The organism is Arthrobacter sp. Marseille-P9274 (genome assembly GCF_946892675.1).
Taxonomy (GTDB): domain Bacteria; phylum Actinomycetota; class Actinomycetes; order Actinomycetales; family Micrococcaceae; genus Crystallibacter.
This window is the reverse complement of sequence record NZ_CAMPOV010000001.1, coordinates 1,531,588-1,547,055: the sequence shown is the minus strand read 5'-3', so window position 1 is coordinate 1,547,055 and position 15,468 is coordinate 1,531,588. Positions and strand designations below refer to the sequence as shown.

At 67.9% G+C, this 15,468-nt stretch carries 12 protein-coding genes; 8 read left to right on the top strand and 4 right to left on the bottom strand.

Annotation, left to right across the window (positions count from 1 at the left end; genetic code table 11):
- Positions 1-160: 160 nt before the first annotated feature.
- The 6 genes from leuS (at position 161) to OC550_RS06995 (ending at position 9,401) form a co-directional block, all read left to right on the top strand.
- Positions 161-2,650: a leucine--tRNA ligase gene (gene leuS / locus OC550_RS07020; RefSeq protein WP_262104615.1), complete on the top strand. Its 2,490-nt coding sequence runs from the start codon at positions 161-163 to the stop codon at positions 2,648-2,650.
- Positions 2,651-2,663: 13 nt separating this feature from the next.
- Positions 2,664-3,617 (top strand): DegV family protein, encoded by a 954-nt coding sequence (locus OC550_RS07015; RefSeq protein WP_262104613.1) that lies wholly within the window; start codon positions 2,664-2,666, stop codon positions 3,615-3,617.
- Positions 3,618-3,739: 122 nt separating this feature from the next.
- Complete coding sequence (locus tag OC550_RS07010; RefSeq protein ID WP_262104611.1) at positions 3,740-4,561, top strand: ComEA family DNA-binding protein; 822 nt, start codon at positions 3,740-3,742, stop codon at positions 4,559-4,561.
- Positions 4,558-7,299 (top strand): ComEC/Rec2 family competence protein, encoded by a 2,742-nt coding sequence (locus tag OC550_RS07005; RefSeq protein WP_262104609.1) that lies wholly within the window; start codon positions 4,558-4,560, stop codon positions 7,297-7,299. The genes OC550_RS07010 and OC550_RS07005 overlap by 4 nt, the downstream gene beginning before the upstream one ends.
- 72 nt (positions 7,300-7,371) lie before the next feature.
- The gene (gene holA, locus OC550_RS07000; RefSeq protein WP_262104607.1) at positions 7,372-8,379 is read left to right on the top strand and encodes a DNA polymerase III subunit delta; all 1,008 of its coding nucleotides are present in this window, start codon (positions 7,372-7,374) and stop codon (positions 8,377-8,379) included.
- Positions 8,380-8,819: 440 nt separating this feature from the next.
- A complete protein-coding gene (locus OC550_RS06995) occupies positions 8,820-9,401 on the top strand; it encodes a dihydrofolate reductase family protein (RefSeq protein ID WP_262106278.1) in 582 nt (193 codons plus the stop codon).
- Between the two features lie 307 nt (positions 9,402-9,708).
- Here the strand turns inward: OC550_RS06995 and rpsT are convergent, their stop codons facing one another.
- Together rpsT and OC550_RS06985 are read right to left on the bottom strand one after the other, a co-directional pair.
- The gene (rpsT, locus tag OC550_RS06990; RefSeq protein WP_262104605.1) at positions 9,709-9,969 is read right to left on the bottom strand and encodes a 30S ribosomal protein S20; all 261 of its coding nucleotides are present in this window, start codon (positions 9,967-9,969) and stop codon (positions 9,709-9,711) included.
- Positions 9,970-10,159: 190 nt separating this feature from the next.
- Positions 10,160-10,711 (bottom strand): type II toxin-antitoxin system PemK/MazF family toxin, encoded by a 552-nt coding sequence (locus tag OC550_RS06985; RefSeq protein WP_262104603.1) that lies wholly within the window; start codon positions 10,709-10,711, stop codon positions 10,160-10,162.
- Positions 10,712-10,838: 127 nt separating this feature from the next.
- Between OC550_RS06985 and lepA the strand changes: the two genes are divergently transcribed.
- Both lepA and hemW read left to right on the top strand, forming a co-directional pair.
- Complete coding sequence (lepA, locus tag OC550_RS06980) at positions 10,839-12,692, top strand: translation elongation factor 4 (protein ID WP_262104601.1); 1,854 nt, start codon at positions 10,839-10,841, stop codon at positions 12,690-12,692.
- A 35-nt stretch (positions 12,693-12,727) separates the two neighbouring features.
- Positions 12,728-13,957 carry a radical SAM family heme chaperone HemW gene (gene hemW / locus OC550_RS06975; RefSeq protein ID WP_262104598.1) on the top strand — a complete coding sequence of 410 codons (1,230 nt, stop codon included), beginning with the start codon at positions 12,728-12,730 and terminating at the stop codon, positions 13,955-13,957.
- A gap of 25 nt (positions 13,958-13,982) precedes the next feature.
- Here the strand turns inward: hemW and OC550_RS06970 are convergent, their stop codons facing one another.
- Together OC550_RS06970 and OC550_RS06965 are read right to left on the bottom strand one after the other, a co-directional pair.
- Positions 13,983-14,405, bottom strand: coding sequence for a DUF4870 domain-containing protein (locus OC550_RS06970; RefSeq protein ID WP_262104597.1), 423 nt, complete (start codon positions 14,403-14,405; stop codon positions 13,983-13,985).
- A 110-nt stretch (positions 14,406-14,515) separates the two neighbouring features.
- Entirely contained in the window at positions 14,516-15,358 is an 843-nt protein-coding gene (locus tag OC550_RS06965; RefSeq protein ID WP_262104595.1) for a DUF3097 domain-containing protein, read from the bottom strand.
- Positions 15,359-15,468 lie beyond the last annotated feature (110 nt).

Sequence of the window (15,468 nt, the reverse complement as noted above, 5' to 3'; positions counted from 1 at the left end):
CGCTAAAGTAGACCTATGTCTGCACTTGAGCTTAGCCAGCCGCGCTGAATTTCGGATTCCAATCCGCAGTGCGGCCGCCCCTCCCGCGTCGAGGGGCTTTTGTGTGTCCGGAGCAGTCCGGCAAGTGCACCGCAAACCAAGAGGACGAGGGCAAGGCAACGTGAGTACGCACGCTGGTACGGAACAGAACGAGTACAGCTTTTCAGCGATGGAGGCCAAGTGGCCCGCGGTCTGGGAGGAACTGGGCGTCTTCAACGCCGTCGACGACGGTTCCAAGGAACGCCGCTATGTGCTGGACATGTTCCCGTACCCGTCGGGTGACCTGCACATGGGCCATGCCGAGGCCTTCGCCATGGGCGACGTCGTTGCCCGCTACTGGCGCCTCAAGGGCTACGACGTCCTGCACCCGATCGGCTGGGACTCCTTCGGGCTCCCGGCGGAAAACGCCGCCATCAAGCGCAATGCCCATCCCTCGGAATGGACGTACGCGAACATCGACACCCAGGCCGCCTCATTCAAGCGCTACGCCATCAGCGCGGACTGGTCCCGCCGGCTGCACACCTCGGACCCCGACTACTACCGGTGGACCCAGTGGCTCTTCCTGCGGTTCTACGAGCGGGGCCTGGCCTACCGCAAGAACTCGCCGGTGAACTGGTGCCCCAAGGACCTGACCGTGCTCGCCAACGAGCAGGTCGTCAACGGAGCCTGCGAACGCTGCGGGACCACGGTGACCAAGAAGAGCCTGAACCAGTGGTACTTCAAGATCACCGACTACGCTGACCGGCTGCTGCACGACATGGAGGAGCTCAAGGGCCACTGGCCGGAGCGCGTACTGGCGATGCAGCGCAACTGGATCGGCCGCTCCGAGGGCGCGCACGTCAACTTCCGGATCGAGGCCGCGGACAGCCGCCCCGAGCGCGACGTCACGGTCTTCACCACCCGCCCGGACACGCTGCACGGCGCCACCTTCTTCGTGGTTGCCGCGGATGCCCACCTCGCCCTGGACCTGGTCACGGCGGAGCAGCACGACGCGCTGATGCAGTACCGCGAGAAGGTCAAGGGGCTCTCCGACATCGAGCGCCAGTCCACGGAGCGCGAGAAGACGGGCGTCTTCCTAGGCCGTTATGCCGTGAATCCGCTCAACGGCGAGAAGCTGCCGGTGTGGGCCGCCGACTACGTGCTGGCGGACTACGGCACCGGCGCCATCATGGCGGTGCCGGCGCACGACCAGCGCGACCTGGACTTCGCCCGCACCTTCGACCTGCCCGTGCGTGCCGTCCTGGATACCGGCGAGGAGGACCCGGCGGCCACCGGCGTCGCGACGGCCGGCGAGGGAACGCTGATCAACTCCGGCGAACTTGACGGACTCTCGAAGACCGAGGGCATTGCCAAGGCCATCGGGATCGTCGAGGCCGCTGGCACGGGCGAGCGTGCGGTGAACTACCGGCTGCGCGACTGGCTGCTGTCCCGCCAGCGTTTCTGGGGCGCGCCGATCCCGATCATCCACTGCGATGAATGCGGCGAGGTGCCGGTCCCGGACAACCAACTGCCGGTCAGGCTGCCGGACGACCTGCGCGGCGAGGCGCTGGCGCCCAAGGGCACGTCCCCGCTGGCCGCTGCGGTGGACTGGGTCAACGTCGACTGCCCGAGCTGCGGACGCGCCGCCCGCCGGGATACCGACACGATGGACACCTTTGTCGATTCGTCCTGGTACTATCTGCGGTTCGCCTCACCGGACTACACCGAGGGCCCCTTCGACACCGAGGCCGTCAACCGCTGGCTGCCGGTGGGCCAGTATGTCGGCGGCGTCGAGCACGCCATCCTGCACCTGCTCTACAGCCGGTTCTTCACCAAGGTGCTCAAGGACCTGGGCCTGATCGACTTTGACGAGCCGTTCAGCGCCCTGCTGAACCAGGGCCAGGTGCTGAACGGAGGCAAGGCGATGAGCAAATCGCTCGGCAATGGAGTGGACCTCGGCGAGCAGCTGGACAAGTTCGGCGTGGACGCGGTGCGCCTGACCATGGTGTTCGCCTCGCCGCCAGAGGACGACGTCGACTGGGCCGATGTCTCCCCGTCCGGCAGTGCGAAGTTCCTGGCCCGTGCCTGGCGGTTGGGCCAGGACGTCACGTCCGCGGTCGACGTCGACCCTTCCACCGGTGACGCCAAGCTGCGCGCCGTGACCCACCGCACCATCGCCGACGCAGCGGACCTGCTGGACCAGCACAAGTTCAACGTCGTGATCGCGCGGCTGATGGAACTGGTCAACGCCACCCGCAAGGTGATCGACAGCGGCGCCGGGGGAGCCGATCCCGCCGTGCGCGAGGCCGCCGAGGCTGTCGCCGTGATCCTGGGCCTCTTCGCCCCCTACACCGCGGAGGACCTCTGGGCGGCGCTCGGGCACGAGCCGTCGGTGGCCAGCGCCAGCTGGCCGGAGGTCGACGAGAGCCTGCTGGTGCAGGCGACGGTCACCGCCGTCGTCCAGGTCCAGGGCAAGGTCCGCGACCGGCTGGAAGTCGCCGCGGACATCACCGAGGAGGAGCTGAAGTCGAAGGCGCTGGCCTCGGAGCAGATCATCAAGACCTTGGACGGCCGTGGAATCCGGACGGTGATTGTGCGGGCGCCCAAGCTGGTCAACATCGTCCCGGCTTAAGGACCGGAACCAGGTGGCGTGGCTTGAGGAACTGGTCCGGCGGTCCCGGGCGCTGCTGAACCAGCCGGTCCGGTTCCCCGGCTCGAAGCCCGTGCGTCCCTCGGTGGCGGTGGTGACTGATTCGGCTGCCGCGCTGCCCGGAGCGTGGGCGAAGGAGCCGGTCACCGCGCTGTGCCTGAAGATCGTCCCCATGCCGGTGATGGTCTCGGGGCAGATCTACGGCGAGGGCGTGGACGACGTGCCCGCGGCGCTGGCCCTCGGACTGGCGGAAGGTAAGGACCTCAAGACGTCCCGGCCCTCGCCGGGGTTGTTCCGAAAGGCCTACGAAGAGCTGGCGGCGCAGGGGTTCGACGCCGTTGTCTCCGTGCACATTTCGTCGGAGCTGTCCGGCACCGTGGAGGCGGCGTCGCTGGCTGCCGCCCACGTGGACATCCCCGTGGAAATCGTGGATACCAGGACGGTGGCCATGGCCGAGGGCTTTGCCGTCATTTCTGCCGTGCTGGCGGCGCAGGCCGGGAAGCCGGCGGCCGAGGTGGCGGCCGCGGCCCGACAGGCGGCGGGGGCCGGACAGGTGCTGTTCTACGTCCCGAGCCTAGAGCAGCTGCGCAGGGGCGGCCGGATCAGCCCGGCCAGCGGCTATCTGGGAACGCTGCTGTCGATCAAGCCCATCCTGGGGATCAAGGACGGCGCGGTCGTCGGGCTCGAGAAGATCCGGACCGCGGCCAAGGCGAAGGCCCGGCTCCAGCAATTGGCGGTGCGCGGGATCGAGGAGCTGGACTACGCGCCGCAGCTGGCGGTGCACTATTTCGGCAACGAATCCGAGGCCCGGCAGCTGGCTGATGAACTGGCGGCGCACGCGGGCAACGAGATCCTGCTGACGCCCCTGCCGTCCGTGCTGGCGGCGCACGCCGGACTGGGCGTGCTGGCCGTGGTGATCGGGCCGGCCATGTCGGCCCAGGAGTCGTGATCCCGCAGGTCCTGGACTTGATGTCCGGGACCTGATCTCCACAGGCCGGGGGCAGCGCCGGCTCATCCACATCAGGACGGCCGGTCGCCTTTGGGGTGCGTTGCGTTGCCTACGGTGGCTGCATGGGCCGCCACCGCTGGGCAGCAGCGTCAACCGATAGCGCGGCCGCCGCGACGCCAGAGCCTGTCCGGCGGCCGCGCTGGAAGATCGCGCTCGGTGCCGCGCTCGTGGCCGCCGGCCTCGTGCTCGGCTACGGGATCGTCGTGGTGGCCACGGCGGACCTGCACCGAGCGGAGTCGGATGTGCTGGCCTCGGTTCCCGTGGCCAGCCAGCCTGCGGGCGATGGCGGGAACGGCTCCGGAGCGCCCAATGCCGTAGAGGACGATGCCTCCCCGCCCGGGGACGGCGGGGACACGGCCGCCCCACCCAATGCGGAGGTCCCGGGGCCTTCCGCAGCGGCACCCGGAGCGAAAGGCCTGGTCGTGCACGTGGCAGGTGCCGTCAAGAAGCCTGGCATCGTCAGGCTCGCCGCCGCGGCACGCGTCTTCGAGGCCTTGGAGGAAGCGGGCGGCGCGCTGCCCGAGGCTGACCTGGCGGCGCTGAACCTCGCGGCAGTGGTGAGCGACGGGCAGCAGATTTTCGTGCCGTCTCCGCAGCACCAGCCCTCGGGCGGGGCCGCTGCCGGAGACCCTCCGGGTACGTCCGGCGGCCCGGCCAACGCGGACGGACGGGCCGCCGGCGGGGAGGCTGGCGGCAAGGTCAATCTCAACACAGCGACCATCGAGGAGCTGACCGGGCTGCCTCGTGTCGGGCCGGTGCTGGCACAGAGGATTATTGACTACCGGGAACAGCACGGCGCCTTCACCCGGCCGGAGGACCTCGACGCGGTACCAGGGATCGGGGAGGTGATGCTGGCCAACCTGATCGAGCTGGTCACGGTATGACGGGCAGGCCGCGCTGGCACGACTATGCCGCCGCCGCCCGCGTCCGGACGCCGGCTGACTTGGGGAAACGCGGCGCCGGGGAGACCTTGGGCCGCGGGGAGCCTGCGGGCCTCAGCCAGCCTTTGGGCCGCAGCCAGCCTTCCGGCCTCAGGGGAGGCGAACGCCTCGTCGGCCTAATCCTCGCGCGTGCCCGGGCTATCAAGCAGGACCGGGGAATCCTGTCCCACCGGGACGCCAGCACGGCGCGGCTGGACCTGCGACTCGCGGGTGCGGCCCTGACCGGATGGCTCCTCGTCTTGGGCCTGCTGCGCGCCAGCGCAGGCGTGAGCCTGTCCCTGGCGGGGTTCTGCAGCGGAGCGGCGCTGGTCCTCGCGGGCTGGCTCGTGCTGCGCCGCCGGCGGGGGAAGCAGCTTGGTCTGTTGGCCGGCACCGCGCTGCTGCTGGTGTGCCTGCTGGCGCTGCTGTCGCTGGTCACCGGCGTGAGGCTTGCCGAACGCCTGTCAGGTCCAATCGCCGAGACAATCGGCACGAAGGCTTACGTCACCGTCGAACTGGTGGCCACGTCGGACGCCGCCCGGTCCAGGGCTCCGTCCCGTTTCGGAGGCGAACGGTACCTGGTGTCTGCGCGGATTGTGTCCGCGGCGGGCGGCGGCAGGAAGTTCGAGGCGGCAACTCCGGTACTGGTCCTCGGCAGCGAAGCATGGAAGTCCGTGCGCTACGCGGACCGCATCAGGACCGCGGGGACACTCACGGCCAGCGAACCCGGGTCGGCGGAGCAGGCGCTGCTGAACGCGTCGGCCGCACCGGCGGCTGTCGGCTCGCCGGCATCGGCAGAAACAGTCAATCGCATCCGGGCGGCCTTCATCGTGATGACGCGGCCCCTGCCGGAGGACGCCCGCGGGCTGCTGCCCGGAATGGCCTTCGGAGACCGGGAACAGCAGACGGACGAGCTCGCGGACGCAATGCGGCGTACCGGGCTGACCCACCTGCTCGCTGTCAGCGGTGCCAACTGCAGCTACCTGCTGGGTTTCGTGTTCTTGCTGGCTCAATCCTGCCGGGTATCCCGTTGGTGCGCCGCGGTCTGCGGAGTGGCAGCCCTGGTGGGATTCGTCATGCTGGTGCGGCCCGAGCCCAGCGTGCTACGCGCGGCGGTAATGGGCGCGGTGGGCGTTGCTGCGCTCCTGACCGGGCGGCGGCGCGCATCGCTGACGTTCCTGTCGGTGGCAGTCCTGCTGTTGCTGGTGGCCGATCCCTGGCTGGCCGGGGAATACAGCTTTATCCTCTCTGTCCTGGCGACGCTGGGCCTGGTGTTGTTCGGCAGCAGATGCTCGGAATGGCTGCAGCGGTGGCTACTGAAACCGCTGGCCGATGCCATGGCCGTCCCGATCGCGGCGCAAGTGTTCTGCACGCCCGTCCTTGTCTTGCTCCGGCCCGAGCTGGCCCTCTATTCCGTTCCGGCGAATATTCTCGCCGCACCGGTGGTCCCGATCGTTACGATCACGGCGATGGCCGCGCTGGCACTCCTCCCGCTCCTGCCACTGGTTGCAGGCTGGCTGGTTTATGCCGCCGGTCTGCCGACACTCTGGGTGGCCTGGATCGCACGGACGTTTTCCGAGCTGCCCTTTGCCGCGCTGCCGTGGCTCCAAGGCGGTGCAGGCTCTTTGGCCGCCGCAGCTGCCGGCGGCGGCGTCCTGCTGGCGCTTTGTCTGGCCGCCACATGGAATACGCGGCGCGAAGGACAGGAAGCGTTGGCGGGCCGAGCACGCTCCTTGATGCGGCCCTGCCTACGTCTCCGCTCGATCGTAAGGGCTGCACGACGGCCAGGCCGGAGGACTGTACGGGGACCCGCTCTGCGAGTCGGCAGACGGAAGGACTCCGCGCGGTTGGCGGCCTGGACGCTGGCACCGGCGCTGGCCGTCGGCTCGCTCGCGGGGTGGCTGGATGGCCAGTCGGCGGGGAGTGCATCGGCGGACCGCTGGGATGTGGCCGCGTGCGACGTGGGGCAGGGGGACGGGATAGTCATCCGCACGGGGCCGTCCCGTGCCATGGTCATTGATGCGGGTCCGGAGCCGGGACCGATGGACACCTGCCTCGACCAGCTCGGTATCGAGAGCGTCGGGACATTGGTGCTGACGCACATGCACCTGGACCACTACGGCGGCATGGCAGGAGTCTTCGACGGCCGCGAGGTCGGATCGGTGCTGCTCGGCAGCGCGAAGCCGGATCTGCCTGGGGAGGTTACTGCCGAACTACGGCGCCAAGGTATCACTCCCGAGCGCGGGGCTGCGGGCCGGCACGGCGCGGAAGGCTCCGCTTCCTGGAGTGTGCTGTGGCCGACGAAGGCCGGGGCCGGAGGTAACGAGAACGATTCCAGCATCGTCCTGCTCGTCGAGGTCCGCGCCGAGGACGGCGCCGCCTTTCGGCTGCTGCTGACCGGGGACCTTGAATCTGAAGCGGCCGGGGTCATGCTCCGCGGACTCGGAGGGCAAGCCCCGGTGGTTGACCTGCTCAAGGTCAGCCACCATGGGGCCCGCAACGGCGGCACCAATATGCTCGAGCGGCTGCAGCCCCGTGCGGCGCTGATTTCGGTCGGCAAGGACAACGACTATGGCCACCCCGCCCCGGAAATCCTGTCGGCGCTGTCCCGGCATCAGATCCCGGTCTTCCGGACCGACGTGATCGGGACGGTGCTGGTGGAGCTGCGTGACGGGCGCATGCTGGTCACGGGCCTGCCTTGAGATCCATGCCGCGCTTGGGAAATCGCCGTCGCCGTGGAAAAGTTGAGGATTGGAATGAGGAGGCCCTGACCAGTGAACCCCAGCCCGGCACGTCCGGCGAACCGCAAGACCGCTGCCCGGACCGTATCCTGGCGGGATGTCGAACCCGCCGGCGTTGTCCTGATCAGCGGGCCCGAAGAGTACCTCGCGCATCGTGCCAAGGACCGGATCCGGTCTCTCGTCCGCGGAATTCATCCGGACGTGGAGCTGACGCAGCTCGACGCTTCCAGCTACGCGGCCGGCCAGCTGACGATGGTCGCAAGCCCGTCGCTGTTCGGCGAATCCAAGCTGGTCGAAGTCGCCTCCGCCGCGCAGATGAATGACGACTTCCTGGCCGACACCTTGGCGTACCTGAAGACTCCGGCCGAAGAAGTCACGCTGGTTATCCACCATTCCGGCGGGACACGCGGGAAGAAGCTGCTGGATGCGATCAAAGCCAGCGGATCCCCTGTGGTGGACTGCCAAGCCATGAAGAAGGACTCGGAGAAGCTGGAATTCGTCCGCGCCGAGTTCAAGGCCGCGCGAAAGGGACTCGAGCCGGCCGCCGGGCAGGCATTGGTTGCGGCCGTCGGAGCCTCGCTTCCGGATCTGGCCGCAGCGTGTTCCCAGCTGATCTCGGACGCGCAGGGCACGGTAACCGAAGCCACGGTCGATCAGTACTACGGGGGACGCGTCGAAGCCACAGGCTTTAAGGTCGCGGACGCAGCGATTGCAGGCCGCGGAGCAGCGGCCCTGTCGATGCTGCGCCATGCCCTGGCGACTGGACTGGATCCGGTGCCCATCGTCGCCGTCCTGGCGATGAAGCTGCGCCAGATTGCCAAGGTCAAGAGTGCCTCGGTCAGCGCGAAGGATGCGGGGATGGCGCCGTGGCAGTTCGACCAGGCACGTAAGGAGGCGCGGGCTTGGGACTCGGCGGCACTCGCGCGGTGCATCCAGTTGCTGGCGGAAACCGATGCCCAAGTCAAGGGTGCGGGGCGGGACCCGGAATACGCCGTCGAGCACGCCGTCCGCATCATCGCCTCCAGCGTAGCCCGGCACTGACGCGGCACTACAAAGCGCGGCGCTGGAAAGCCGGCCTCGTCGGCTGCCGCCGCTGAAGGCCGGGCGGAGAGCGTGGCAGCCGGTGCCAGCAGCACTCATCTGGCACAGCGGTAGAAGAGCTCATCGGCGTCACGCCGAAGCGGCCGGCCCGCACCTACCGCTTCGCCGCGACCGTGTTCGCGATCAGCCCCACCGGACCGGTCGACTGGGGCGACCTCGCCGGTGGCGCAGGCTACTTCGACCAGGCCCACTTCGGCCACAAATTCCGGGCCCTCACCGGGCTCGCGCCGACCCGGTACGTCGAAGTCCGGCTGCGCTTCCTGCGCGAACATCCCGGGCACGCGCTGGACGGCTGGCCCGCTGCCGGCCGATCAATTTCTTACAAGAGCGACAGCTCACGACACGCTAATATGGGGGCACCCAAAGCAGAGGAGAGCCCCGTGGGCAAGGTGGTCATGTACGGCTCGGTGTCGGTGGACGGCTTCGTTGCGGACGAGAATGACCAGCCCGGACCGCTGTTCGACTGGTTGACCAGCGGTGACGTGCCGTTGGACGAGAGCGGCGAGGTGAAGGTGTCGCAGATCTCCTACGACTACACCCGGCCGTACTGGGACCGGATCGGGACGACAATCGCCGGCCGCCACGTCTTCGACATCACGGACGGCTGGGACGGGAAGCCTCCGGCCGGGGTCGACCACGTGGTCGTCGTGACGCATCGGCCAAAGCCCGTGGGCTGGGACCCCGAGGCGCCGTTTCACTTCGTCGACGGCGTCGAGGCAGCCGTGGCCAAGGCGCAGGAACTCGCGGGTGACCGCATCGTCGAGGTCGCCGCTGGCGACGTCGGTGGCCAGGTGCTCGCCGCAGGCCTGGTCGACGAGGTGCGCATGGACGTCGTGCCCGTCGTGTTCGGGTCCGGCAAGCGCTACTTCGGGTCGGTCCACGCACAGCACCTGTTGGATGATCCCGACGTTGTGATTCAGGGCAACCGGGTGCTTCACCTGCGCTATCGGGTGCGCCGTTGACCGATCTCAGCGGGTACGCGAAGAAGTCCACTGCGAACGGTGACACAAGGGTGACACAAGGTTGGGCCTCCGGCTGCGTTTGCGCATCGCTGCCCGGACCGACGCGCCAGCCAACATCCAGCCAGCGATTACACCCTCAACTGTGAAGAGCCCGTTAAGCGTCCTGGCCGCTTGCTGAGCCGACATGCCGGTCACCGGTCGAATCTGCCATCGGGCAAGCTACCCCGGTTAAGCAGTAGGGGCTCCCGCTCAATCGAGCGGGAGCCCCTACATCCTCGGTCCGGCAGACCTTGGAAAAACCGGGATCCTAGAGGGCGTTGACCTTCTTGGAGATTGCCGACTTGCGGTTGGCGGCGTTGTTCTTGTGGATGACACCCTTGCTGACGGCCTTGTCCAGCTTGCGGCTGGCGGCGGTCAGTGCAGCCGAGGCGGCATCCTTGTCAGCGGAATCGACGGCCGTGCCGACGGCGCGGATGGCAGTCCTCAGTTCGGACCGGACAGCGGCGTTGCGCTGGCGGGCCTTCTCGTTGGTGAGGATGCGCTTCTTCTGGGACTTAATATTGGCCACTTATAAACTCTCTTTGTATTGCGGACTGGTCGGTGAGGGCAGTCAGACCCGGCCATTGACTGAGCGGCGTGGGGATACCGTAATGGCAGCCGGGCTGAGGTGCCCGTCGACCTGCGCGGACACACAGCTGACAATGTTAGCAGATCAGCGGCCGGCGTGCGCGTTGCAGGACGGTGCGGCGCGGCGTTTCCTAGGTCCACTCGTAGCGGCGCCGCAGTTCCGCCGCCACTCGCTCGAAGGCGGCCCGGTCCAGCACCGCTCCTTCCCGGCGGATGTCCTGGGGATGCACCTGCAGGATCCGGTCGAGCTTGACCTCGCTCGGGCGCCGCTGCCGGTCCCAGCGGCCCGTTCCGACGTCGACGTAGTCCGGATCGCTGCTCCGGCCATTGTTGCGGTCCTTGGTGGTCAACATGAGGGCCAGCAGCCTGCCGCCGTGGTGTCCGACCAGCAGTACCGGCCGGTCCTTGCCTTGGGTGTGGTCCTCTTCGTAAGGCACCCAGGTCCAGACAACTTCCCCCGGATCCGGCTGGCCGTCCGGTTTGGGGGCATACGCGATGCTGGCGGCGCCCCGGAAGTCGCCGGCGTAGGGGGAGCTGAGCGTCGGCGCCTGGGCCTGCGGAACCTGCCCCGCCACGTCGCGTCCGCGGGCCGGGGGAGGAGCAGCTGCGCTCCGCTGCAGTTTGCGCAGTACATCGGCGGCGCCGCGCAGGAGACGTCCGATCGTGTTCGCATTGAAGGCCATGGTGCAACGCTAGCGCCCGGTTGCCGGTGCGGAGCCATGCGCAACGTGGCGATTCTCGTGGGAGACTATTAACTTGGCATCTGTTGCAGCCAACCCCCGCACCCCGCTTGACAGTTAGGAACCCGCTGTGTCCCCCAAGGCCCGCACCGCACCGGTGCCTGCCGCCACAGATCCGGCGCTCATCAGGAACTTCTGCATCATCGCGCATATCGACCACGGCAAGTCGACGCTGGCCGACCGGATGCTGCAGCTGACCGGGATCGTCGAACAGCGTGACATGCGGGCCCAGTATCTCGACCGGATGGACATCGAGCGGGAGCGCGGGATCACGATCAAATCCCAGGCGGTCCGCATGCCGTGGGCCCTGGACGACGTCGACTACGCCCTGAACATGATCGACACCCCGGGCCACGTGGACTTCACCTATGAAGTGTCGCGCTCACTGGCAGCTTGCGAAGGCGCAATCCTGCTCGTGGACGCCGCCCAGGGCATCGAGGCCCAGACGCTGGCCAACCTGTACCTGGCCATGGAAAACGACCTGACGATCATCCCGGTGCTCAACAAGATCGACCTCCCGGCGGCGCAGCCGGAGAAGTACGCCGCGGAACTCGCCACCCTGATCGGCGGGGACCCCAAGGACGTCCTGAAGGTTTCCGGCAAGACCGGCGAAGGCGTCGAGGCACTGCTCGACAAGATCGTCCGGGATCTGCCGGCCCCCGTCGGCGACGCGGACGCTCCGGCACGCGCGATGATCTTCGACTCCGTGTACGACTCCTACCGGGGCGTGGTGACCTACGTGCGCGTGGTGGACGGGAAGCTCAATCCGCGCGAACGGATCCAGATGATGTCGACCAGGGCGAGCCACGAGCTGCTGGAGATCGGCGTCAGTTCCCCCGAGCCGACGCCCACCAAGGGCCTCGGGGTGGGCGAAGTCGGCTACCTGATCACCGGCGTGAAGGACGTACGGCAGTCAAAGGTCGGCGACACGGTGACCAACCTGGCCAAGCCCGCCGCGGAGTCCCTCGGCGGCTATGCAGACCCCAAGCCCATGGTCTTCTCCGGCCTGTACCCCATCGACGGCAGCGACTACCCAGTGCTGCGCGACGCCCTGGACAAGCTCAAGCTCAACGATGCCGCGCTAATCTACGAGCCGGAGACCTCGGCGGCGCTCGGCTTCGGCTTCCGCGTCGGCTTCCTGGGCCTGCTGCACCTGGAGATCGTCCGGGAGCGGCTGGAGCGCGAATTCAACCTTGACCTGATTTCCACCGCCCCGAACGTGGTGTACGAAGTCACGCTCGAGGACAAGAAGGTCATCACGGTCACCAACCCGAGCGAATATCCGGACGGCAAGGTTTCCGAGGTCCGCGAACCCATGGTCTCCGCGACCATCCTCGCGCCCAACGAATTCGTCGGCGCCATCATGGAGCTCTGCCAGTCGCGCCGCGGCGATATGAAGGGGATGGACTACCTCTCCGAGGACCGGGTGGAGCTGCGCTACCGCCTGCCGCTGGCGGAGATCGTCTTCGACTTCTTCGACATGCTCAAGTCCAAGACCCGCGGCTACGCGTCGCTGGACTGGAAAGCGGACGGGGACCAAGTCGCGGACCTGGTCAAGGTGGACATCCTGCTGCAGGGCGAACAGGTGGACGCGTTCAGCGCCATTACGCACCGGGACAAGGCCTACGGCTACGGCGTCATGATGACGTCGAAGCTGCGCGAGCTGATTCCGCGCCAGCAGTTCGAGGTCCCCATCCAGGCGGCGATTGGCTCCCGGATCATCGCCCGCGAAAACATCCGCGCCATCCGCAAGGACGTGCTCGCGAAGTGCTATGGCGGCGACATCAGCCGTAAGCGCAAGCTGCTGGAAAAGCAGAAGGAAGGCAAAAAGCGCATGAAGATGGTCGGGCGGGTTGAAGTGCCCCAGGAGGCCTTCATCGCGGCGCTGTCTTCGGATGATTCGAAAGACAAGGCCAAGAAGTAGCCGCATGAGCATTACGACGACGGCGGTCCGCCGCCGTGCCTAGTACCCTTCCGCTGGGCGATCCCGCGCCGGCAGACGGCTTGCTGCCGGCGCAGGCCGCCGAGGGAGCAGCAGGACGCGACTTCTGCCTCTATGTCCACATTCCCTTCTGCGCCGTACGCTGCGGCTACTGCGACTTCAATACCTATACCGCCAAGGAACTGGGCGGCGGCGCATCGCAGGCCGAGTACGCCGGCACAGCCAGCGCCGAGCTGGATTTCGCCGCCCGGGCCATGTCCGCCTCCGGCCTGCCGGAACGGAAGCTCTCGACCGTCTTCTTCGGCGGGGGAACACCGACCCTCCTGCCGGCGGCTGACCTGGCGTCGATCCTGCGGCGGGCAGAGCGGCTGTGGGGCCTCGAAGCCGGAGCTGAAATCACCACGGAAGCCAATCCCGATTCGGTGACGCCTGAATCGCTGGGCCTGCTGGCGGAAGCCGGCTTCACGCGGGTGTCCTTCGGCATGCAGTCGGCTGTCCCGCATGTGCTCAAGGTGCTGGACCGCACCCACGACCCGGAGCGCGTGCCGCTCGCCGTGCAGTGGGCACGGGAGGCCGGGCTGAAGGTGAGCCTCGACCTGATCTACGGCACGCCGGGGGAGTCCATGGCCGATTGGGAGACCAGCTTGCTGGCGGCCATCGCCTGCGGCCCGGACCACATCTCCGCCTACTCGCTCATTGTCGAGGACGGCACGAAGCTCGCCGCCAGGATCCGGCGCGGGGAAATGCCCGGGATTGACGACGACGACCATGCCGCGAAATACCTGCGGGCCGAGGAACTGCTTGGCGCCGCCGGCTACTCCTGGTACGAAGTCAGCAACTGGGCCCGTTCCGAGGCAGACCGGTGCCGCCACAACCTGGCGTACTGGCGCGGGGCGGACTGGTGGGGTGCCGGCCCCGGCGCGCATTCGCATATGGGCGGGGTGCGGTGGTGGAACGTCAAGCACCCGGCGGCTTATGCGCAGCGGCTCGCGACCGCGGTTTCTCCGGCTGCTGGACGGGAGACCCTGGACGAGGAGACCCGCCGGATGGAGCACATCATGCTGCAAACCCGGATCATCGATGGACTTGGCACCGCGGAACTAGATGCCGAGGGACGCAAAGCCGTCGCCGGGCTGATCGCGGAGGGACTTCTGGACGGCGCCGCCGCTATCGCCGGCACGGTCAGGCTGACGCTGCAGGGCAGGCTGCTGGCGGACGCCGTCGTACGCCGGCTGCTCGGGTACTAGGCCGGGCAGCCGCCCCTGGCCGCGCCTAGCGGATGAAGCGCAGGTTGAGCGGGTACTGGTAGGGCCGACCGCGGTTGACCTCAATGCCCGCCTTGACGGAGAAGACCGTCAGGAAAACCCAAATCGCGGCCGCCACCACGGCGAAGAATCCACTCACCGCCGGGATCAGGATCAGCAGGTTGGCGACGATGGCCACGACGGTCGGCGGCAGGGTGAAGTTCAGCGCCTCCTTCGATTCCTGCGCGGTGAATGGCCCGCGGTCCTTGAAGATCAGGTAGATCACCAGCGAGGGGAGGCAGCCCAGGATGCCGCCGAAATGCGCCATCGTGGCCCACTGCCGGTCCTCGGACGGCGTCAGCGGCAGGGCCGATGAAGCAGCGCTTTGGTACTGCGTCCGGCGCGCCGGTGGACGCCCCGAAGGCTCGTTGCGCGCGGTGTTGTCTGACACAGGACCTGCCTCGTAATAAGTGGTGTTGCTCGATTTCACTTCTATGAGGGTAAGTTGAGCACGCAGTGGCTGCAAATGGCAGATTGGTCGCTGCATGGTCCCAAAGGCCCTCAGGCGGTGAGGAAATCGATCACTTCCTCCACCCGCCCCAGCAATGACGGTTCGAGGTCGGCATAGGTTCGGACGCTGCCCAGCAGCCGCTTCCAGCCGTCCGCGATGTCCGCCTGCGTGCTGTGCGGCCACCCGAGTCCGGTCAGGATCCCGGTCTTCCAATCGGTGCCGCGCGGCACGGTTGGCCACTTGTCCAGCCCGATAACCGAGGGCTTGATGGCCTGCCACACGTCCACGTAGGGGTGCCCGACGATCAGCACGTTGCCACGGGCGGCCGGAACGGCCATCGCGGCTTCGGCGATTCGCCACTCCTTGGTGTTGGGGAGCAGATGGTCCACGAGGATGCCAAGCTTCCGGTCCGGCCCGGGGCCGAAGCTTTCGACGGCGGCAGCCAGGTCGTCGACGCCGTGCAGGGGTTCGACGACGATGCCTTCGACCCGCAAATCGTGCCCCCAGACCTTCTCGACCAGTTCCGCATCGTGCTTGCCTTCGACCCAGATCCGGCTCGCCTTGGCGACCTGGGCGCGCAATCCCTCCACCCGGACGGAACCGGAAGCGGTTCGCTGCGGACCGGCGGGCCGCGCCTTCGGCGTCGCGGCGACGACCTTCACCGGCTCACCCTCGAGCAGGAAGCCGAAACCCAGGGGGAAGGACTTGGTCTTCCCGCGCCGGTCCTCGAGCGAGACAAGGTGGACGCCGCCCGACTTTTCCACGCGGACGACGGCGCCGACCCAACCGGACTGGACGTCCTCCAGGACAAGGCCGGGCTCGGCTGGGACCTCGCGCAGCTGCCGGGCCTTGGGGGCGGAGAGATCCTGCGGGCCCCAACCGTAACTGCTCATAGCGACTTCCTTTGTTCGTGCCGTAGTGAGTGGAGAAGACGGGAGCGGCTTCCGCCGCGGCGGGGCCGCCAGCGGAACCGCGGGACGGCCTCGGGCCGCCCGACAATGCT

Bases quoted from the DNA above. Each gene is read 5' to 3' on its own strand.
- OC550_RS07010 (WP_262104611.1), top strand. From the start codon at position 3,740: ATGGGCCGCCACCGCTGGGCAGCAGCGTCAACCGATAGCGCGGCCGCC.
- OC550_RS07005 (WP_262104609.1), top strand. From the start codon at position 4,558: ATGACGGGCAGGCCGCGCTGGCACGACTATGCCGCCGCCGCCCGCGTC.
- OC550_RS06985 (WP_262104603.1), bottom strand. From the start codon at position 10,711: ATGGCCTTCAATGCGAACACGATCGGACGTCTCCTGCGCGGCGCCGCC.
- OC550_RS06965 (WP_262104595.1), bottom strand. From the start codon at position 15,358: ATGAGCAGTTACGGTTGGGGCCCGCAGGATCTCTCCGCCCCCAAGGCC.